Below are 21,859 nucleotides of genomic sequence, written 5' to 3' on the forward strand. Positions count from 1 at the left end.
CTGCCAGCAACTCAAATCACCCTCACTCAAATTTAACGCTGCGTAAGTCCTACTTATGTCTCCTTTTCTTTGTGAACTTATAGGATAACATAAGGATGGACACTTGCAACATAAATTCTATTTAGCACAAGTCGTTAAATTCAAAAAAGTCTATAGGTTATAGAGTATTAGTCAATTGAAAAGAATTTCTTTCTAAAATGAGGAGTCGCGTTTTGAAGTTAAAATGGCTCGTATTGCTTTTCGCTATTGGTTGGATAGGTCTTGGTACACAAGGAAACATGAGTTATGGGCAGATATACTGGACACACCAACCCTACAATGCTCCAGACGAGATCTGGCGTGCTGATCTTGATGGCACAAACGTCAAACACATCATCACAGCCGAATCGACATCCGGCTATATTGTAGAGTTAGATATAGGGGGCGGCAAGATATATTGGATATCCTGGGGCAACAACGGTAACAGCTCTAAGATCTGGCGTGCCGATCTCGATGGCACAAACGCCGAAACCCTCATCACAACTGGACAGCATATAGTAAACGATATAGAGTTAGATGTAGGGGGCGGCAAGATATACTGGCTAACCCTGCCCCTCCATATGCCATATAAGATCTGGCGTGCTGATCTTGATGGCACAAACGCTGAACACCTCATCACATTTGAATCATCTGGCCCAAATGATATAAAATTAGATGTAGTATGGGGTAAGATGTACATGATAGGTGATAACTACATCCATCGTGCTGACCTTGATGGTGAAAATTTCGAGAGGGTCTTCAGAATAGACAGTGGCATTAGGAAGCTAGAGAATATAGAGTTAGATATGGTTGGTAGCAAGATATATTGGACATCACATTTTCTCCACGGTTATAAGATCTGGCGTGCTGATCTTGATGGCACAAACGCTGAACACCTCATCACAGCCACATCGTCTTCCTCAAGAGATATTATAGAGTTAGATGTGAGTGGTGGCCGGATGTACTGGAGAGACGACCCCCTTGGCCCTTCCGCCTTTATCTGGCGTGCTGATCTTGATGGCACAAACGCCGAACACCTCATCACAACCGGAGTGGAGTACTCGAAGTGTTTTGCTCTTGATGTTTCTTCTGCACCGACATCACCAATAGTAAGGATCTCCGGTCAATCGCACTGGGTATCCAGTGCTTTCGATGTGACAGTGGCATTCAGCAAGGACGTTACGGGATTTAGTAAGAATGACATCACTGTTGATAACGGTACTGTGTCGAACTTCACAGGCTCCGGCGCGACTTACACAGCGAGAATCACACCGACCTCCGGGTTTGAGGGCAAGTTGACAATAAATGTGCTGTCAGGCGTTGCTCAAGATACAGATGGCAACAGTAACTACGCATCTGCACTCTCCTACGTCAAAGAAGTTGCCCTTGGAGTTCCACAGATATACTATATAGTAGGGCATGGTCATAGAATTCAGCGTATTAATCTTGATGGCACAACACAAAACCTCGGCACACAGAAAATAAGGAAGCTAAATGGTATAGCGTTAGATATGAAGAATGGCAAGATGTACTTGACAGAAGAGGGCAGAACACACTGGCACCGATACGATACACCTCCTAAGATATGGCGTGCCGATCTTGATGGCAGAAACGTCGAAGACCTCGTCACAAATGGATTGGAGTTCCCAAACGATATAAAGTTAGATATAGAGAATGGCAAGATGTATTGGATAGACATAGATAAAATCCTGCGTGCCGATCTTGATGGATCAAATGTCGAAACCCTCATCATAATGCCGTGGCAGACATCACGGAGTGTAGCAAGAGGGTATATAGCGTTGGACGTAGCGGGTAACAAGATGTACTGGACAAACATAGGAACGACGGACAAAGGAACGGACGATATTCCGCCTAAGATCCTGCGTGCTAATCTCAATGGTTCAAATGTCGAAGATCTCATCATGACCGGATTGGAACGGCCAACAAATATAGAGTTAGATGTAGAGGGTGGCAAGATTTATTGGATAGAGGAGTTGTGGCGAGACTCTAAGATCCTGCGTGCTGATATTGATGGTACAAATGCCGAAACCCTCGTCACAGTAGGCTATCTAAAAGAAATAGCGTTAGATGTAGGTAATGGCAAGGTATATTGGATGAGGGGCCCGGAGAGCGGGGGAGCGGTGGTCGACTCTTCAGTTAAAATCGGTCGTGCGAATCTCGATGGATCAAATATTCAAGAACCTCTCACAACGATACCTAATGTGTTTGTACGGGGAATCGCCCTTGGCATACCTTTACAAACCGAAGTGTTGATTCCTGCATCCCAGCACCCCGTGGTGTATTGGGTAGAGGCAAACGCAGGCAGGCTTAACCGACTCGTCGGGAACAAAGTAGAAAACTTTCTGCCAAGCGTCCAGAATGTGATCAGCCTCACTGTAGATGCAGTGGATAACAAAATCTACTGGACAGAGCAGACTGCTAAGAATAAAGGAAGCATCAAACGCGCAAATTTGGATGGTTCAAATGTTCAGGGCCTTGTCACATTAAATAGTATTCCCAATAGCATTTCCGTTGACACAACGCGAGGCAAACTCTATTGGACGAACTCGCGTGGTCACATTCAGCAATCGAATCGCAGTGGCAAGCAAATCAGAAACCTCGTCCAAAACCTGGATTCTCCAGATCATATCGTCGTAGACACTGTAGATGCGAAGTTGTATTGGACAGAAGCATCGGGGCGGATTCGGCGCGCAAACCTCAACGGTAAAAGTATCCAGAATATCGCCAGTAACTTGGGAACGATAAATGGTATCGCTATCTCAGACAACAAAATTTATTATGGGACCACAAGAATCGGCGCAAGTAGCGGAAGCATTGGACGTGCGAATTTCAATGGTTCAAGCGCACTTCCGATCATTAATCTGCGGAGCATTCTTTCTGGCATTGCCATTGATTCCGCGAGTAATAAGTTGTACTGGACAGAGTCTGATGGACATATGTGGCGCGCAAACCTTAACGGTAAGAATATACAGCAGGTTGTTTCAGATTTACCATCGCCCACGCGCCTCGTTTTGAGAATCTCAAGGGCAACGACTGCCTCTGCCCCTATGAATAATTCACCCACACCAATTCCCGAGGCAACACACCTGCTTGCGAATTACCCGAATCCCTTCAATCCAGAAACATGGATACCCTATCAGTTAGCAGAACCGAGCGATGTGAAAATCATTATCTATGATACGCGTGGGGTTGTTGTTCGGAGGTTGGTGTTAGGACATCAACCCGCTGGCACCTACACAAGTAGAACTCGCGCAGCGTATTGGGACGGCCGCAACGCTTTTGGTGAACGTGTGGCGAGCGGTATCTATTTCTACCAACTCCAGACGGACAATATTTCGTCTCTGCGAAAAATGCTTATCCTGAAGTAGGTCGCACATTGGGTTTTATCATTTCTGTTCGGCGAGGATGGCTTCGGCTTTGTGCCTCGCCTATCTTTTTTTAAGTGTTTTCTCGTGCCTAAAACCTCCAGAAAACCTGTTGATAAAAAATAAAGGATTTGTTAAAATTACAGAAAACATTGACGAATGTTCACAGTCTTATGCAAGTAAAGAACTTCCTACCTTGATACAAAGAGGGAAAAGATCATGGCTACCCTAAACGACTTTCAACTCAAACAAAGAAAATATATGCCCGTCTTTCCAAACGCCAGCGGGAAACCGACCGGTCATATCGAAGGATACCCTTCTGAGGATGAAGAACCCATGCCAGCAGGTGAATTTCATGGGATGCAGATGCAAAGTTTATTTGACCAATTCTTGCGATACTTTCAAGCACACCCGCATATCCATGTCAGCATGGACAATTTCGTCTACTACCGTGAGGGGGATATCAGAAAGGTCGTTGCTCCCGATGTCTATGTCGTTTTAGGTGCCGCGAAACTTCCGTTGCGAAGGAGTTTTTATACTTGGGCAGAAGGCACCGTGCCTACAGCCGTTTTTGAGTTCCTTTCGGATGCAACAGCGTCCGAGGATCGAGATGAAAAGATTGGGATATATCTCCGTGATATAGGGGTTGCGGAGTATTTTATTCATCAACCCGATATGAATCGTCCTGTAGAGTTTCGTGGGTGGCGGCGGGATGCCGTAGGGAACATCGTTGAGATTGAGCCGGATGAGGCAGGCGGTTTGTTCAGTGCGTCGTTGAATCTATATTTTCAGTGGGAGCTTCAGGAGGCATGGGAGCTGCGGCTTTTACGTCCGTACTTACCGGATGGCACCCCGATTACGACTTCTATGGAAGAGCATCACCTTCGGGTCGAAGCAGAAAAACGGCGCGACGAAGCTGAAGAACGGCGCGACGAAGCTGAAAGGCTCGCCGCTGAAGAGGCACAACGCCGACAAGAAGCTGAAGTCGAGTTGGAACGGCTCCGTGCCCAGCTCGCTAACCAGCAAGATAGCGATCTCTAATTGAGAATAAGCGTTTCAATCCTTTAAATCCAATGTTACAACCATTCTTATATGCGTTGCTTACGACAAAAACACGATACTTTCCCATTCCTCACTGCAGGTGGGAGATAAGGAGTTAACTTTATGAGCAACAACGGACGCATCATAACCCCAGAACTTGAAGAGATGGAAGTCTACGGTGAAACGCGGGTCGGTTGGGATGAGAACACACCCGTCAACGAAACCGTCGACGCAGAGGGAAACCTTTTTCCCGGCGAAAGAGGATTTGGTGTCGCAGACCCTGCCTCGCCGAAACGTCGAGTCTACGACGACCCAGAAGTCGAGGCACTCCGAGAAAAACTACAGGCACACAATGGCATCCGCGGACTCGAAATCTGCGAGCCTCACGAAACGAAGAAAATCGCTCGCATCTTCCATCGCGACGGTTTTTGCGTCGTCAAAGACCTTCTCAACGCTGAGCAGCTCGCGCGTTGGAGAGCCGGATGTGCCGAAGCATTGCGTGATATTCTCTCTATACCAGGACCCGGAAATAGAAAGTACACAACCGAAACCAGCCGCCTACCACACCGCTATAGCTACGGCACCTCCTCCGCTTCAAGACAGATGCTACATCACTCCGCATGGGCAAGTATGATTGATCTGCCGACAACAACACCGATTGTCACAGAAATTTTCGGCTCTTCAGATTACCGAGTTTGGGGTTCAGGCGGCGACCTCTGTCTTCCGGGTGCAGTAGAGTATCAACACCTGCATCCCGATGGTAGAGACTCACAACACCTCTCTGAAGCACGCATTAGACAAGCCGAATTAGTCGGTGCCCAACTCCATAGGGACGACAAAGGCAATCTTGATGTCCCGTCACAAAAGATGATTATGGAGATGACCCCGCCGACTGTCACTATTAACTTTGTGATGTGCGACCTGACGTGGGAAAACGGTCCGATTCGTCAGATTCCGGGGACACATACGCTGCAGCAGAATCCACCACCACCGGGTGACGAACCCGATTGGATGAAACATTCCACGCTTGTTGGCGCGACTGCGGGTTCTGGTGTATTCCGAGATAACCGCGCATGGCACGGTGCAACGCCGAATCTTTCAAGGGAAGTTCGCGCACTTCCGAACGTCGAGTATGCAGCACCGTGGCGCACACAGCACGGTTTTAGTCGGATTATGCCGCACGAAATCTGGGAAACGCTAACACCACATGCTCAGAAATTGTGTGAATGGATCAAGGCAGACCCAGGGGTCTGGCCCCCCGGTGCCGGTATTATGCATCCACTTGCAAGCAAACGCGCAGAAGCAAAGAAACAAAGCAGTTCGTAGAAGGAGACAGAATATGTTAAACTGGGGCGTTATGGGTGCAGGCGGCATCGCCTATGTCTTCTGCAACGGAATGCGGTTTACAGATTCGGGACAAATTCTCGCCGTTGCGAGCCGGACCCAATCGCGTATAGATAGACTCGTCAACGATTACAATATCCCACGCCAATACAACGACTACGACGGTTTGTTGACGGATGACGATATTGACGCTGTCTATATTGCAACCATCCACCCACTTCATGAGGAGTGGGCGATAAAGTGTGCGGAAGCCGGAAAACACCTGCTCGTCGAGAAACCGATTAGCATGAACCGCGCTGAAGCCGCAGCAATGGTAGACGCGGCACGTGAAAATGACGTGTTTCTCATGGAAGCCTTTATGTATCGCTGTCATCCACAGATAGCAAAAGTTGTTGAACTCATACAAGATGGCGCGATCGGCGAGGTCCTTGTCATCCGTTCAATATTCGGTTACCGATCGAATTTTAACCCGCAAAGCCGAATATTCAACCGAGAAATGGGCGGTGGGGGTATCCTTGACATCGGGTGTTACACTGCTTCAATGACTCGGAAAATGGCGGGTGCTGCTGAAAACAAACTCTTCCTGAATCCAGTTGAGGTAAAAGGAAACGGTAAGATTGGACCTACAGGTGTTGATCATATCGCAGCGGCAACGCTCAAGTTTGAAAACGGTATTATAGGCGAAATAATTGCTGCCGTTGAGTGCAGCGTCGGCAGTAGTGTTTTTATCTACGGTTCAGAAGGTTCAATCACTATCCCAAGTCCTTGGTTGCCATCCTCGCCTTGTCGGCATGCCAGAGAACCCCTGCCACTCGATACAGTCTTCCCATCAACAAAAATCATCATTGAATCTCAGCAAAATCGGGAAGATATTACGGTTGATGTAGATCGGGACCTCTTTACCTATGAAGCGGATACAGTCGCGAACCATATTGCGGATCGCCAAGCACCCGCGATGTCTTGGGATGACACGCTCGGTAATATGCAGCTGCTCGAGGCTTGGCTTGCTGAGGTGGGGGTTGTTCATTGATACGTGTGCAAATGTAAGATTTTAAATTATTCAGGAGTCATTACCGATGGTAAAGGACGAAATTTTTCAGGAACGTGTCGTGCGTGTTGAGAAGTCCTCAGCGCATTTTACACTCCTTCGTAACGCCACTGGAGAATTCCTCGGTGTATCTGACACCAACGAACCTTCAGTCTATGATTATGTTGACGATAAGGCAATATGGAAACAAGTTGAAGGCAAGAACACTTATCGTCACGTCGTTACGGAGATTCAACTTGAAACAGAAGCCGCTGACGTTGAAAACGGCTGCTACCTTCGTCACCAAGGCAATCTACTTGCAAGCGACGGTAGTGTCGCGAGTGAGGGTAGTGTGTTCTCTGCTGGACATGGGCCTGCCCACTTACCCTCCGAATATCTCGAATCATTCAAAGAAAACGGTTGGGTTTGCCTGCCGTCAATCGTTGCCCCTGATATTCTTGAAGAGTTGGAACGTGTGAGCTGCACGGGTCGCTGGGAAGCGGAAACATACCAGCGAAGTGTCCCACCGTTGAACGAGACCGCCGCAGTCGCTAAAATCATTACAGAGCCGGTCTCCTTGTGGCTGATGCGCCAATATATGAAAACGCATGAAATCCGCCTTGGGCATTCACCGGGTTTCGCGATACTCGCGCCAGACGACGGCAAACGGAACGTGCAAGGTTGGCATTCAGATTTCCCTTACCTCTGGGGCATTGCTGGGAGTGAAGCTGTTAACCGTATACCGGTTCACCAAGTCGATGGTTTGGTTATGGGAGTCCAGCGCAATCTTTGTGTCTCAGAATTTCGCAAGGAAAATGGGGCAACCTGTTTCAAACTTGGATCCCATACACTCGGTCAAGGTCCTCCGATAGAGTGGATAAATGGAAACACCTCCAGACAGGATGGATTTCGTGAGAGCAAAGGGTTGCCATACACCGGACCGGAAGCCGATGTCATTGAAGCACCACCAGGTAGCTACATCGTCTACGACTCTCGGATTTGGCACCGCGCCGGTGTGAATCGAACCGAACGTAAACGTGCCGCGATCCTGCAGGCGGTAATCCCGATGTTTATCATGCCGTTCATGGATACCAGCCGTCCGTATAAAGATTTTATCCACAGTCCGCTCGCAGATGAATTGACGGAACTGGAGCGGAAGGAACTTGAGGCAGTTATGGTCAATAAGATGGTCGGTCCAGCCGGACATCTGGCAATCACCGTTGACGAGGAATTAACTGACAGAATTGGTGGACACTCGTACGCGCGAAGGAGATAGATTGAATGCGAAAAGCCAAGATTGCATCTGTAGGTTGCGGTTGGGTAGCAAAACGTTGGCATCTACCAACAATCGCCGAGTTAACAAAAAGAGAGGATTTAGATTACATCGCTGTGTGTGATGTGGATGCGGAAGTCGCTCGCGAGGCGGGTGAGACGTATGGTCTCCCATATTATACAGATGTCGAGGAAATGCTTGATAAACACAGCGACATAGATGTGGTAGACATCTGTACCGGTGATTATGAACACCATTCGGTGGCAAGAAGAGCCGCTGAGCGTAAGATGCACCCAATCGTCGAAAAACCGATGGCGCCTACCCTTGCCTGCTGCGATATGATAATAGATAGCTGCAGGAAAAACGGGGTACATTTTGAAGTCGCTGAAAACTACTTCCGAATGCCGGGGGACCGCATCATCATAAAGTTGATTCAAGAAGGTGTACTTGGCGACATCAAGCGCGTCCACTTTATCGAACCCTTTGGTCGTAGACCGTTTGTGCAGGGTGCGGGCAAGCCGCGCGGTATAGAATCCCCTATATCTACATTCACTTCCCACTCTGGTGTCTGTATTGATATGGGTGTCCATCGGATGTCTCAAATCCGGTTCTATGCCCAAAGCGAACCGAAAACAATCGTCGGTACCACGAAGCAGTTCGCTCCGGGTCCCGATAAAGTGTATGAAGATTGGGGACACGCCCTGATTGAATTTGAGAGTGGGGCAGTTGGGGTCTATGAGACCTCTCAGGTTGGGGAGGAGACAATCAAGTACAGACAGATTATGGGAACGAAAGGCGTAATTACCGATACCGACTATTGGACATCAGACTTCCCACTACGTGCCCTCGTCAATGGTGAAATGAAAGACATTCCGATTGAGACAGAACGACATGAAGTCGATGGCGTGGATGTCCTCTCCAGAATCGTTGTCCATACCGATCCACAGATTGTCTACGAGAATCCGTTTAGAACCTACGCGATAGACGATTGGAACGTCGGAACCGCTGAGGAAATCATGACCATTGCGCAGGCAGCACTCACAGGGGAGCCGCCGGAATATGGCATCGGTGGTCGGAAAGATGTGGAGATGTGTATCGCACACTACGAATCTTCACGTACAGGAATGACCCCTATTTCACTGCCTATAACGGAAACAACGGGATATGAGCAGATGGTTCACGACGAATTTCGCCAGAAATTCGGTTACGCCCTTGAAGACAAGTAGCGACGCGCTTCGTCCAATAGCGATGCCTTCCTAACCATACCAGATACATGTTTGGCGAGGATGGCTTCGGCTTTGTGCCTCGCCCTCTACTCCAATCCTTTAGGTGCCAATTCCCCAATGGAACTTTCCAGAATATCAGACGCTTCGGCGGGAATATGCCCAGCCGTTGGCGGGAGCGGCGTATCAAAGAAATAATCAGGCTCGGTTTTCTGCAGCCGCCAAGTTTCGCGTATTTCTCGCCACGCCCCAAAAAGCGTGCACAGTTCAAGCATATCCTCAACAAACAGATGATACAATTTTTTCAAAAGGGTTTTCACGAAACTTTTTTCCATTTATTTGACACCCACGTATTTCTGTGGTATAATTAAGTCCAAATTTAACCCATAGCGGTTTTCCATGAGGAGCATACGAAGATAGTTTCAGGTTTGTTTTAATATCTTCTATTTTGAAAATGAGTCTCAAGTTCACAAAATCACCCTCGTTTACAACACGGCCCCACTGGCTACGTTTCCTTTCACTCCTAACCTCTTACAAACTCATTGCATTCACGAGTGTCCTGTTGTTCTATTGCACCACTTTCGTCGAAGCCACAACACGGGAATATTGGATTGCTGCGGAGAAAGTCGAATGGAATTACGCACCGAGCGGAGAAAACCTTATCAGACCTGCGATGGGATTAGACGTTTGGGGCAAGGCACTCGTCTATGAAAAATACCGCTACATTCAGTATACCGATGACACCTACACGACCCAAGTCGAACAACCTGTATGGATGGGTATCCTCGGTCCGCAACTCCATGCCGTCGAAGGCGACAGCGTGAAGGTGCATTTCCTCAACCGCGCCGATAAACCCCTCAGTATCCATGTCCACGGACTACAATACGATGAAGACAACGAAGGCGCAGATATGAAAGGGTCCGGTGCTGCTGTGCAACCCGGTAGCACATTTACCTATCACTGGGAAGCAGATAGCGACGCTGCACCGGGACCGAACGATCCTTCCTCTATTGTCTGGCTTTACCATTCACACGTTGATGCTGTTACCGAAGTCTACGACGGCTTAATCGGAACTATCGTTGTCACGAAAAAAGGAATGGAACGCTCCATAGACGACCCGCGCCCTAAGGATATCGACAAAGCCTTCACGACATTATTTCTTGTCTTTGACGAAAACGGTCGTAAAATCGTCAAAAATGGACAGCGTGAGGAATACGAATCCACTGAGGAAGCCGAAGAGGGAAACCTCAAACACGCTATAAACGGCTTTATCTTTGGCAATTTACAAGGTTTGGAAGTTGAACAAGGCGACAAGGTACGTTGGTACCTTATTGGGTTAGGCACTGAAGTTGATATGCACACCGCACATTGGCACGGGCAAACCGTGCTGAATGCCGGAAAACGCGCCGACGTTGTAGAACTACTGCCGGGTAGCATGGTTACAGTTGATATGACAGCGAAAACACCCGGCAACTGGCTCTACCACTGCCATGTAGCCGATCACATTACAGCAGGCATGAACACGCGCTGGCGCGTCGTACCGAAGCGTTAAGCGTTCAACTGTCCAGTGAGTCCGAACTTATTGCCAATACATTTGACTAAAAGTACAGCATCTCTGATTTCTATAGATGCTCTATCTACTTATAAAAGGAGATACAATGTTTAAGAACCATTTTAGTTTATTCAAGCACGTTTTACCGGTTTTGCTGGTACTCACCTTTGTCGGACCCGTTGTTGCGTCGAATCACGCTGATGAAACATTGACGATCTACTCTGGACGCAGTAAAAGCCTCGTTGAACCGATCATCAAGCAGTTTCAGGAAGCAACCGGTATCCAAGTGAAGGCGAATTATGGGGGAACAACGCAGTTAGCCGCTGCACTCCTAACAGAAGGCGGCAAAAGTCCTGCAGCCCTCTTTTGGGCACAAGATGCCGGTGCGCTCGGTGCGGTTAGTAAAAAGGAAATGTTTGAAAAACTCCCGGAAGCTATACTCATGAAGGTCCCTTCGAGCTTTCGCGACGCTGAGGGTTTTTGGGTTGCTACAAGTGGCAGAGCACGCGTTCTCGCCTATTCCTCAGAGCGCGTCAAAATGAAAGAACTTCCAGAAAGCATTTTCGACTTAACACAACCTATGTGGAAAGGTAGAGTCGGTTGGGCACCAACGAACGCTTCTTTCCAAGCCTTTGTCACTTCCCTGCGCGTACAAGTCGGTGAAGAAAAGACAAAAGAATGGTTGCTCGGTATGAAAGCAAATGGAGTAAAAAAATACGCGAAGAATACACCCATCATAGAGGCACTCGCTGCGGGTGAAATTGACGCAGGTTTGCCGAATCACTACTACCTGCTCCGATTTAAGAAAACGGACGCAAATTATCCAGTCGCACAAACCTTCTTTAAGGCAAGCGATCCGGGAAATCTCGTCAACATTGCTGGGGTCGGCGTGTTAAAGACTGCCGAGAACAAGAAAGCCGCCCTGAAGTTTGTAGAATTCTTGTTATCTATCAAAGCACAGCAGTACTTTACGAGTGATGTTTTTGAGTATCCTGTTACGGAAGGTGTAACCCAAAACGAAAATCTCGTGCCGTTATCCGAACTGATCAAAGTGGCTCCGGTATTTAACCTCAATGATATCGATGATCTTGACGGTACAGTTAAACTTCTGCAAGCAGTTGAGATTCTATAAATTCACAACCGATCGGGAGATCAAGGCTACGGAAATTGAATGCCAAGGCACAAACACTAAGTACGCACCGATACTTCTTCATTCCCGCTGTTGTCGTCGGGATCGGTGGACTTATCCCGTTAGGTTATCTGCTCATCAAAGCGTTCTCAGCGGAAGGCACAGCTCTTTTGGAGATTGTCTTCCGCTGGCGGAACGCAAGACTCTTCCTTAACACGCTCCTTCTGACCTTGGGCGTTCTCGTCCTGAACTTACTAATAGCGACACCCGCCGCATGGTTAACGAGTCGGACCCGCCTGAAAGGCAAACCTATCTTCACAGTGCTAAGTGTGCTACCGCTCGCAATTCCCGGCTATGTAATGGCTTACGCGCTACTGGCACTCGGCGGAAACATAGGTATCGTTGCACAGTTATTCGGCGTTAGTATCCCACGTCTGAGCGGTTACTGGGGCGCGCTCCTTGCGCTCAGTGCCTATACAAGCCCATACCTTTTTTTGAATCTACGCACAGCCTTACTCGGGCTTGATCCAAGTCTCGAAGAATCCGCTCGAAACCTCGGTTATCGGTATCCTGAGGTTTTTTGGCATATTATCCTTCCGCAATTGCGTCCCGCCTTTTATGCCAGCGGTCTACTTATCAGTCTACATGTACTCGGCGACTTCGGGGTTGTATCGCTGATGCGCTATGAAACCTTTAGTTATGCGCTCTACATTGAATACACCCTCTCCTTTGAACATACTTATGCGGCGTGGCTCGCGCTGATGCTCCTAACCTTCACAGGATGCCTTCTCTATTTTGAAACGAAGTTGCTGAAACGAGTGACACTCCACCGTGCTGGACGCGGGACTTCTCGGCAATCCTCTCTGATTTCACTCGGTATGTGGCGCGTTCCAGCGTATTCCTACCTCTGCCTGCTCGCAGTCATAACCGTGATTATCCCTGCAGGTGCTGTGTCTTTTTGGATCTGCGCGCCGCTTGCAAACGCATTTTCAGAAGTCAGAGGGTTCGATGCCTCCGCCTTGCAAGGTCTTGTAGAAGCATTGACGGGTTCACTCTCCGTTGCAATACCGACGGGTGTTCTGTGTGCGATGCTGGCAGTGCCGTTGGCTTATATCGAGGTCCGACACCCCTCGCGAACGTCAAATATGTTGGCGCGTGCCGCCTACATAGTTTATGCCATACCGCCGCTTGCGTTCGCCTTATCGCTCATCCTTTTCGTTCTAAACACTGCGCCTTTTATTTATAAGACGTTACCCGTGCTAATCTACGCCTGCACACTACATTTCTTGGCAGAAGCCATTGGACCCGTCAGAAGTTCGCTCTATCAAAGTTCACCACACTTAGAAGAAGCCGCTCGCTCCCTCGGCTACCCACCCCTTCAAGCATTTCTCAGAGCACTTTTACCGATGCTGTTCCGCAGTATGCTAACAGCGACTGCTTTGGTTTTTCTCGCAACAATGAAAGAATTACCGTTTACATTTCTCTTATCGCCACCCGGATATGAGTCCCTCGCTCTCAATGTCTGGAGTTACACATCAGAAGCCATGTTTGCTGAAGCCGCACCGTATGCCCTCGCGATTTTAATCTTTTCTGGAATATTTGTCGGATTAATCATCCGCCATGAAGGTCAGACATAAAGCCCATCTACAATAGGAGAAACAAATTATGACACCTCAAAAGAAAATTCCCAATATCGTTTTTGTATTCGCTTTGTTTGCATGCACCATCCTCGGTTGTCTGCCTATGGCGACACAAAATATAGTTCGCGTTGATGGTGGTATAACAGAAGTCTATGAAATATCGGAAAGCGGTCTCGGTTCAATTCAGAAGTGGATACTTCCAGAAAGACGCGCGATCAGTCGTATTGAAATCTACTTCGACCCGATTGAACCTTTAAAGAATATGACCGTCTATGCTCGGATGGGTGAAGATAAGTGGCGGATCGTTAAAGCCTTCAAAACACCCATCCGAAAATCGCCCCATATCATCCGCACACCTCTTGTTACCGATGGCATCCGTATAGTTCTGTCATCATCGATGGGCAATATAGACCGGATACGCCTCTACGGATCCGCACCAGAAACAGCGTCCGAAAATACCTTTTAACGCGCTTTATTGCACAATCCTCCAACATTTTCTTCACAAGTTTGTCAAAGTATGATAGACTACCATAAATTCTCAATTAGCGGACAGGAATGAACATACTATCTGATTTTCTAACTTTTCCACCACTCATAACGATGGGGACCGACGCACTTAGGTTACTCCTCGCGTTTGTGCTTGGTGTTTTTATTGTTAACATCTACCGATGGACACACGCTGGGATCCCACAGAAATCGTTTACAGACACACTCATTATTTTGTGTATGCTGATTTCAGTTGTGATGGTGATCATCGGCGATAGTATCGCCCGGGCGTTTAGCTTGGTCGGGGCGTTATCTATTATTCGGTTTCGTACCGCCATCCAAGACCCACGCGACATTGGCTTTGTTTTCTACGCGTTAGCTGTTGGAATGGCGATTGGTGCTGGAAACCCATCCGTAGCAGTTTTGGCAGCATTTCTCATCGGTATCATTATACTCGGCATATACCACTGGCATGAAAATTTTAGCAACGATAACGAGTTTAGCCTCGAGTTCTGCCTACCACCCGAACCGAGTTTTAAGACCGTTTATCGCCCCGTCTTTGATAGACACCTGATTTACGAACGTCTGATTGAGAAACGGATAAGGAAAAGCGGTGTCGTCGAGTTGAACTACCGGGTTAAATTGGAAACGCCGCAAGACTGGCTCGTTTTTTTTAACGAATTATCAAACATCGAAAGCGTGACAGATGTGAAACTGGACAAAGAATAGACACAGAGGAGCTTGGAAACGCAAACTTCTCTATAGCAGATAGGTCTCAGACTCAAAAGGAAAATACAATGAAACAACTTAAATCAATTGCACTGATTGTGCTAATAGCCATTGGTTGGATAATATCCGCAGATGCCCAAGATGACCAGAAAACACCTAAACTTTCAGATGAACAGAAACGATTCGACCACAATGGCGACGGACAACTGAGTGAAGAAGAAGAAGCAGTCATGCTCCGAGTTACAAGCGTAGAAGCATTCACAGGGAACAAACTTAGCCATGAAGAGATTGAAAGGATTCAAAGGAATATGGCACCCGACAGAACCCCTGACTTTGGTGGAATGCCAGGCTTTGGGGGTGGTGGGGGACGCCGGGGACCGAGACCGCCTGAGAAACTGGTAGCACAATTCGATAAAGATGAAGATGGAAAATTGACCGGAACTGAGCGACAGGTCGCCTTGGATACGCGAGGCGGTGGGAATGTTACACTACTCAACGAATCAACCCTAAAAGAGAGCGTCCAGAACGATATGCAAAGCAGCTTGACTTCCGCGCCGGAAGATTCGCCGTCACTTTACGATGCCTACACACTTCGTACCCTCTATCTCCGGTTTCATCATGAAGATTGGTACCAACAGATGAACGCGTTTTACCGTACAGACATTGAAGTACCAGCCGAACTGATTGTTGATGGAAAGGTGTATCCGGAGGTCGGTGTCCACTTCCGAGGCAGCTCCTCATATTTTACGGTTAACTCAGAGAAAAAATCCTTTAATATTGCCGTCGATTATGCTGAAGATGGACAACGTCTCTACGGCTACAAGACTCTCAACCTACTCAATGGACACGTTGATGCCTCCTTCCTCCGCGAAGTCCTTTTCAACCGAATTGCGCACGACTATATTCCGGCAATGAAAACAAACCTCGTGAAACTCGTGATCAACGGTGAAAATTGGGGTGTTTATATCAATCTTCAACAATACAACAAAGACTTTCTCGCCGAATGGTTTGGCACAAGAGATGGCATCCGTTGGAAAATAGGTCCCGGGGGCGGTGGCGCACTGACCTATAGCGGTGATAGTCCTGAAAGATATCAAGAAGCGTATCAACTCAAAACCAGCAATGTTGAAAACCCTTGGGAAGATCTCATTAGACTCTGCAAAATGCTTGATGAAACAACACCTGATGCAGAACTTGTAGAAAACCTTCCGTCCTTGCTTAACATCGATCAGGTCCTATGGCAACTTGCTGTCTCAAATGTCTTTATGGATGACGACAGTTACATCCACAAAGGCGGCGACTATACCATCTATCAAGATGTCAACGACAGATTTCACCTTGTACCGCACGACAACAATGAAAGTATGAGATTTGCTCGTTCACGTGGACGTGGCGGCGGTCCCGGTGGCGGTTGGTCGTGGGGCGAATTAACAAATGGAATGGTATCTCCGGTCACACATCAAAACAATCGGGCGCGACCCCTTATTAAACGACTGCTCTCTAATCCACAATGGCGTGCCCGTTACCTTGCACACGTCCGTACCGTCGTAAATGAATGGCTCGATTGGGAAGTGCTTGGTCCCATCGTCAACGAATATATGGAACTCATTGATGCGGAAGTCCAGCAAGATGATAAAAAACTTTACGGATACGACGAATTCAAAAATGGCGCACCTGAAGACCTTAGGGATTTTGTGAACCGTCGCCGCGAGTATCTGTTGAAGCATCCAGAACTGGACAGGCCAACCCCGAAAATTCTCTCTGTTAATATTGAATCCGAAACGGATTCTATACAGAGCACCCTTGTGTTAGTTAAAGCGACGCTTGATGAATCGGTTGCGGTCGATTCTGTTATGTTATATTATAGTACCGAACGTTATGTTGTTTTCAACGAGATCCCGATGACAAAGCGCGGCGGTCGTTACGTTGGAAACATCCCTGCTTTTCCACCAGGAACAACGGTTTACTATTATGTTGAAGCAAATGCGGTGAAAACACACGGTACGACTGATTTTTCACCGGCGCGCGCAGAACCTAACGCCGCACAGTATCGGGTCAGTGCCTCTGTCGCAAAAGAGTCACCTATCGTTATCAATGAACTAATGGCAGCCAACACGAAGAGCCTCACAGACCCGCAAGGACAATACGAAGATTGGCTCGAGTTGCATAACCTCACCAATGATACAGTGGACCTCTCTGGAATGTACCTAACAGATAAAATAGACAACCTGAGAAAATGGGCATTTCCAGAGAATACAACGATTCCAGGACGAGGCTATCTCCTTGTATGGTTAGATGAAAACGGTAAAGCCAAAACGGGGCTACACGCCAATTTTAAACTGTCCCGTAACGGTGAGACCGTAGCACTCGTTGATACCGATGCACGTGGAAATCAAGTACTTGACAGTGTGACGTTTGAAAAACAGGAGAGAGATGTTGCCATCGGCAGATGGCCAAATGGCAGTGGGGAACTTAGACATGTCCAAACCACACCCGGTAAAGAAAACACGCTTCACTAAAAAACGAACCTTTTGTTCGCTGCTATGTCTAATCCAATAACAGAGCAATTAGGTTTTGCCTACATCGCGAAAAGATTAAGGCTATTGAAGAATTCAATCGTTTAAATTGAAGAGGAGCATTTTCTTTACCCTTGTTGTTTGGAGAAAAAATATGTCCGTTGCAACAGTCTTTTCAGCTACTATGGAAAATTATTCGGAGATGGGCAATACAGAAGAATTAGATCGCGCGCAGGAACATGAACTTGTCTTGCGCTGCCAAAAAGGCGATGTTGATGCCATGGGAACCCTCATTACGCGTTATCAACATTGGGTCTATAACATTGCTTACGGCATACTTGGGCATCACCAAGATGCAGAGGATGTCGCCCAAGATGCGTTCCTCTCCGTATGGGAAAACATCGGAAAATTCGAGTTCCGTTCCCAATTTTCTACATGGCTCTACCGTATCGTGAAAAACAAGTGTTTTAATCATATTGATCAGTACCAACGCCGGAAAACTGATCCCATGGAAATTGACGACTCACAGCCATGGGTCCCTCTTGATTCAGCAACACCGGAAGACGAGGCACTACGGTCAGAAGAAAAAGATATTGTGCATAAGGCACTCGCGAAACTCAAAGATAGTTATAGAGAGATACTCGTGCTAAGGGAGCTGCGAGAACTCTCTTATGAAGAAATATCCGAAATTCTCGGCTGCACGCTTGGACGGGTCAAATCTCGCTTACACGAAGCCCGAAAAGCACTCAAAACAGAACTGGAGCGAGTCGTGTGGTAGTTATTTCTGCTTACCACTATCCTCGATTGAAAATATGAACCATCGTCAAATTCAAAACGCATTATCTGCTTACTTAGACAACGAATTAAGCGCAAGCGTGCGAAAGCAGGTCGAAGCACATCTCCGCACTTGCGACGAATGTTCTGATATGCTCGCAGTGTTCCGAGAAAATAGCACTAAAATCAGAGACTTCGTTCATCCCGCACCACCTATCAAGGAGATGGTGATGGCGAGGATACACGAACAACTCCAAGATGAATTGTCAGCCTATTTAGACAATGAATTAACACCAGACACGCGAACGCGGATTGCAGCACATCTCCGCACCTGCGACGAATGTTCCGACATGCTCGCAGCATTTCAGCAGAATCGTGAGCAGATCAAAAGACTTGAACACCGCGCCCCTGCTTCAATCCAGCACGCAGTCATGGCACAGATACGCCAACAGGCGGCACAAGCAAACGTAGAGAAACCTACTCGCACCTTACAATTACCAGATGTTGGGCAGTGGCTGTCGGATATGGGACGCTGGTTCTTGCGTCCTGTTACTGCCGGGGCGACTGGTATTCTGACACTTGCCCTGATTTTGGGAGCACTTTACTTTTTTCCAACTGCTCCTCAATATGAAGAGACGCTCGACTTCTACTATGGGCTTCACGCGGAACAATTAACAGATTATCCATTGAACTTAAACGGCAGTAGCCTGCAACCTGAGGAACCCGTGGAATCAAATGGTGATGATGAACTATTTCTTAACCTCTATCTGGAGAATGTAGGGAATTAAATTTCCCCAGCAGGTAACCGACAGGTGAACCGATGCGAATCCATAAATATCTAATGTTTCATAAGGACTTCCGAATTAAGTTATATCCTTTGTGTGGTTTAATTTTAGCCTTGTTGCTGGGCATATCAGACTACCTTTTTGCTGACATCAGCACGCTTGAACGTATCGCTGAAGCCGAGCGTGACGTCAGTTATGTAGGTATCCGTTTGAAAACGTTCATTTCGTCAAGAGGCACGCGTACTTTTGAAGAGTATGTCATTCACAAACCGGGAGATACTTCGTATAGGAAGTTAGTCTCTGAAGTCGGTGGGCGTCAGTCGCTTGGTGCCACCCAAGACAGAACAGAAGGACGGAGAGACGATAGGCGCAGAGGTCGCGATGAGAACAATAGAGATGATCGTAGAAGGGAGCAAGAACGAAACAGGTGGCGGCAGGTCAAAAGCCCATTTCCCAAAAAAGAGATTCAACTCATAGCTAAAAACTATAATCTCAAACACAGTCCTGCGGATGAAAAGATCGCCGATTATGACATAGATATTCTCATTATTAGCCCGAAATTTGCCGACAGGCCGACAAAACATATTTTCTTTGCGCGCGATAACGGTGTTATTTTGCGGGTAGAAGATTTGGACGCTGAAGGTGTTCTTCGGGAAATGTCCGTTTATACCCGAATTAGTTTTAATCCTGAAACCGTGGAACGCAAGTGGAAAAAGTTTCAAGAAGAAATACAGCCGGAACCACAGCGAAGCTACTCAATTTCATTAACCGAAGCAGAAAAGATCCTCGAAACTGAACCCATTCAGCCAGCATACTTACCGCCCGGGTTTCAGCTGCAGGATATTCACAACATAAAAGGCAGAAAGAATACAATCCACCTGATTTATACGGATGGTTTGTTGGGTTTCTCCATATTTGAAACGACAGAGCACCAAAGGCACCGCGGCAGTAGGCGCGGGGAAGAATTAGAAGTCATTGATGGTACACCTGTGCACAAACGCCAGCGTGGACCAACGAATGCCTGCAGTTGGACCAGTGCCGATATTCACTTCTTCCTATTCGGTGCCATGCCCGCTGCTGAAATGAAGAAAGTAGTGAAATCCATTATTCACACAGCAAATAAAAAGTAAGGAGAAGACTATGCAGATATGCAATGCCCTTATGTTGGGTATCATTGTGACCGGACTATTGTCTATTAACAACGCAGGAGCAGACAGCACAAAGGCTGAACTTGAAGCATCACCGCGCCATGGCGAATGGGTGAAAGTCACAACCGCCGACGAACGTGTAGTCAATACCTTTGTCGTTTACCCAGAAGTGAAAGAACCCGCAACAGCCATCATCGTTATCCATGAAATTTTTGGACTCACCGATTGGATTCGGCTCGTCGCCGACAGACTCGCTGCAGAAGGGTTTGTCGCAATCTGTCCTGACTTGCTTTCGGGGATGGGACCTGACGGTGGCGGTACTGAGAGTTTTGAATCCGGTGATGATGTCCGACGGACTATTCGAGAACTCTCACCCTCTCAAGTCACATCCGATCTGGATGCCATTCAGAAATACGCCCGTGATTTACCCTCAACCAACGAAAAGGTTGCAGTCTCTGGATTCTGTTGGGGCGGTGGACAAACCTTCAGCTACGCCGTCCATTCCGATACAATCGCTGCTGGATTTGTGTTCTATGGTCGTGCTGCAGCCGCGGAAGATGTCCCTAAAATATCTGCACCGATATACGGCTTCTACGGTGAAAGTGACAACCGCATCAATGCCACAATTGATGAAACCAAAGCCGCTGCCGATGCTGCAAACGTCACCTACGAACCTGTCATTTATGAAGGTGTTGGACACGCTTTCTTGAGACGCGGCATGGCAGAAGATGCAAATAACGCACAGAAAGCCGCCACCAAAGCCGCATGGGAACGATGGGTATCGCTTCTGAAAGGATTATAGCCTATCCTTCTTCTAATCCCAGAAAAAAAGTGTGGCAAAATCGCCTCTGATTTGTTAAAATATATGTAGGCAAAAGAAACAAATGCGAGAGGTTTTCTGGGTTGGCGATTCTAAGAAACGTCTCTTAGAATTCCCAGACGGCGTGCAGCAAGAAATTGGCTATACATTGGAAGGTGTGCAGTCGGGCATAACCCCGCATAAAGCTAAACCTTTGAAAGGGTTTTCAGGAGTATATGAAATTGTAAGCAGTTACGCTCGGGATACCTACCGAGCGGTTTACGTCGTGAATCTGGGAAATCTGATTTATGTTCTGCACTGCTTTCAGAAGAAGTCCACACGCGGCATACAGACTCCTAAGAGAGAAATCGATCTTATCCGTAGACGCTTAAATGCAGCAAGAACGCTTGCACAAAAGGAGAGAGAAAATGACCGAAGAAAAAATTGAGGTTGAAAAAAGCAGCGGCAATATATTCCAAGATTTAGAATTTCCTAACCCAGAAGAATACCGTACAAAAGCTCGTCTTTCCTTAATAATTAATAGTATTCTAACCCAAAGCGGACTCACGCGAGACGCTGCTGCCAAATTTTTGGAACTCAGCGAACCAGAAATCACTGCCCTCCTAGATGGCAGGCTTGACGACTTTTCGATTGAATCCCTATTTTTACTAATCAGAAAACTGGATTGTGAGGTTAAAATTGTTGTCAATGGCACACCTGCGTACAATCCCGCCACAGAGATTAACATCTCCATGCCCTTCTAACCAATTCTTGGCGACAATTGAAAAGAGAACTGCAGTGGACATCAGGGTGGACGCTCAGAGCTATTTAGTTTTAAGAGTTAAGTTTACTTATGTAAAGTCTTCCCGTTTCTGGATGCCCGAATTTATTCGGGATGGCACACCTTTCCCAAATAAGTTCGGGCTTCCGCACCTAAATTATTGGAAAACTGAATGGCCCTGGTGGACGCTATAACAACTTGACAGATT

Annotated in this window: 19 protein-coding genes; 18 read left to right on the forward strand and 1 reads right to left on the reverse strand. The window is 47.3% G+C overall.

Features of this window, described 5'->3' with window-relative positions:
- Window positions 1-212: 212 nt before the first annotated feature.
- From OXN25_16925 to OXN25_16950, 6 genes are all read left to right on the forward strand, one after another.
- On the forward strand, window positions 213-3,407 hold the full coding sequence (locus tag OXN25_16925; protein ID MDE0426536.1) for a DUF5050 domain-containing protein: 3,195 nt from the start codon (window positions 213-215) through the stop codon (window positions 3,405-3,407).
- A gap of 216 nt (window positions 3,408-3,623) precedes the next feature.
- Window positions 3,624-4,445: a Uma2 family endonuclease gene (locus tag OXN25_16930; protein MDE0426537.1), complete on the forward strand. Its 822-nt coding sequence runs from the start codon at window positions 3,624-3,626 to the stop codon at window positions 4,443-4,445.
- 123 nt (window positions 4,446-4,568) lie between these two features.
- Window positions 4,569-5,771, forward strand: coding sequence for a phytanoyl-CoA dioxygenase family protein (locus OXN25_16935; protein ID MDE0426538.1), 1,203 nt, complete (start codon window positions 4,569-4,571; stop codon window positions 5,769-5,771).
- A gap of 13 nt (window positions 5,772-5,784) precedes the next feature.
- Window positions 5,785-6,819: a Gfo/Idh/MocA family oxidoreductase gene (locus tag OXN25_16940; protein MDE0426539.1), complete on the forward strand. Its 1,035-nt coding sequence runs from the start codon at window positions 5,785-5,787 to the stop codon at window positions 6,817-6,819.
- 46 nt (window positions 6,820-6,865) lie between these two features.
- Window positions 6,866-8,092, forward strand: a complete 1,227-nt coding sequence (locus tag OXN25_16945; protein ID MDE0426540.1) for a phytanoyl-CoA dioxygenase family protein — start codon at window positions 6,866-6,868, stop codon at window positions 8,090-8,092.
- A 5-nt stretch (window positions 8,093-8,097) separates the two neighbouring features.
- Window positions 8,098-9,315 (forward strand): Gfo/Idh/MocA family oxidoreductase, encoded by a 1,218-nt coding sequence (locus OXN25_16950; protein ID MDE0426541.1) that lies wholly within the window; start codon window positions 8,098-8,100, stop codon window positions 9,313-9,315.
- Window positions 9,316-9,401: 86 nt separating this feature from the next.
- On the opposite strand, the gene OXN25_16955 is transcribed toward OXN25_16950, so the two are convergent.
- On the reverse strand, window positions 9,402-9,632 hold the full coding sequence (locus tag OXN25_16955; GenBank protein MDE0426542.1) for a hypothetical protein: 231 nt from the start codon (window positions 9,630-9,632) through the stop codon (window positions 9,402-9,404).
- A gap of 134 nt (window positions 9,633-9,766) precedes the next feature.
- On the opposite strand from OXN25_16955, the gene OXN25_16960 reads away from it, so the two are divergent.
- From OXN25_16960 to OXN25_17015, 12 genes are all read left to right on the forward strand, one after another.
- Window positions 9,767-10,864 (forward strand): multicopper oxidase domain-containing protein, encoded by a 1,098-nt coding sequence (locus tag OXN25_16960; protein MDE0426543.1) that lies wholly within the window; start codon window positions 9,767-9,769, stop codon window positions 10,862-10,864.
- Window positions 10,865-10,970: 106 nt separating this feature from the next.
- On the forward strand, window positions 10,971-11,996 hold the full coding sequence (locus tag OXN25_16965) for an iron ABC transporter substrate-binding protein (protein MDE0426544.1): 1,026 nt from the start codon (window positions 10,971-10,973) through the stop codon (window positions 11,994-11,996).
- Window positions 11,997-12,031: 35 nt separating this feature from the next.
- On the forward strand, window positions 12,032-13,630 hold the full coding sequence (locus OXN25_16970; GenBank protein MDE0426545.1) for an iron ABC transporter permease: 1,599 nt from the start codon (window positions 12,032-12,034) through the stop codon (window positions 13,628-13,630).
- Window positions 13,631-13,658: 28 nt separating this feature from the next.
- Window positions 13,659-14,099: a hypothetical protein gene (locus OXN25_16975; protein ID MDE0426546.1), complete on the forward strand. Its 441-nt coding sequence runs from the start codon at window positions 13,659-13,661 to the stop codon at window positions 14,097-14,099.
- A gap of 89 nt (window positions 14,100-14,188) precedes the next feature.
- Complete coding sequence (locus tag OXN25_16980; GenBank protein MDE0426547.1) at window positions 14,189-14,848, forward strand: DUF4956 domain-containing protein; 660 nt, start codon at window positions 14,189-14,191, stop codon at window positions 14,846-14,848.
- Window positions 14,849-14,916: 68 nt separating this feature from the next.
- Window positions 14,917-17,367, forward strand: coding sequence for a CotH kinase family protein (locus OXN25_16985; GenBank protein MDE0426548.1), 2,451 nt, complete (start codon window positions 14,917-14,919; stop codon window positions 17,365-17,367).
- Between the two features lie 151 nt (window positions 17,368-17,518).
- On the forward strand, window positions 17,519-18,142 hold the full coding sequence (locus OXN25_16990; GenBank protein ID MDE0426549.1) for a sigma-70 family RNA polymerase sigma factor: 624 nt from the start codon (window positions 17,519-17,521) through the stop codon (window positions 18,140-18,142).
- A gap of 34 nt (window positions 18,143-18,176) precedes the next feature.
- Complete coding sequence (locus OXN25_16995; protein ID MDE0426550.1) at window positions 18,177-18,926, forward strand: zf-HC2 domain-containing protein; 750 nt, start codon at window positions 18,177-18,179, stop codon at window positions 18,924-18,926.
- Window positions 18,927-18,958: 32 nt separating this feature from the next.
- Window positions 18,959-20,053 (forward strand): hypothetical protein, encoded by a 1,095-nt coding sequence (locus OXN25_17000; protein MDE0426551.1) that lies wholly within the window; start codon window positions 18,959-18,961, stop codon window positions 20,051-20,053.
- A gap of 10 nt (window positions 20,054-20,063) precedes the next feature.
- Window positions 20,064-20,873: a dienelactone hydrolase family protein gene (locus tag OXN25_17005; GenBank protein ID MDE0426552.1), complete on the forward strand. Its 810-nt coding sequence runs from the start codon at window positions 20,064-20,066 to the stop codon at window positions 20,871-20,873.
- Window positions 20,874-20,955: 82 nt separating this feature from the next.
- Window positions 20,956-21,318, forward strand: coding sequence for a type II toxin-antitoxin system RelE/ParE family toxin (locus OXN25_17010; GenBank protein MDE0426553.1), 363 nt, complete (start codon window positions 20,956-20,958; stop codon window positions 21,316-21,318).
- Entirely contained in the window at window positions 21,299-21,634 is a 336-nt protein-coding gene (locus tag OXN25_17015; GenBank protein MDE0426554.1) for a helix-turn-helix transcriptional regulator, read from the forward strand. The genes OXN25_17010 and OXN25_17015 overlap by 20 nt, the downstream gene beginning before the upstream one ends.
- The last annotated feature ends 225 nt before the right edge of the window (window positions 21,635-21,859 follow it).

Source organism: Candidatus Poribacteria bacterium (assembly GCA_028820845.1).
In the GTDB taxonomy this organism is placed as follows: domain Bacteria; phylum Poribacteria; class WGA-4E; order WGA-4E; family WGA-3G; genus WGA-3G.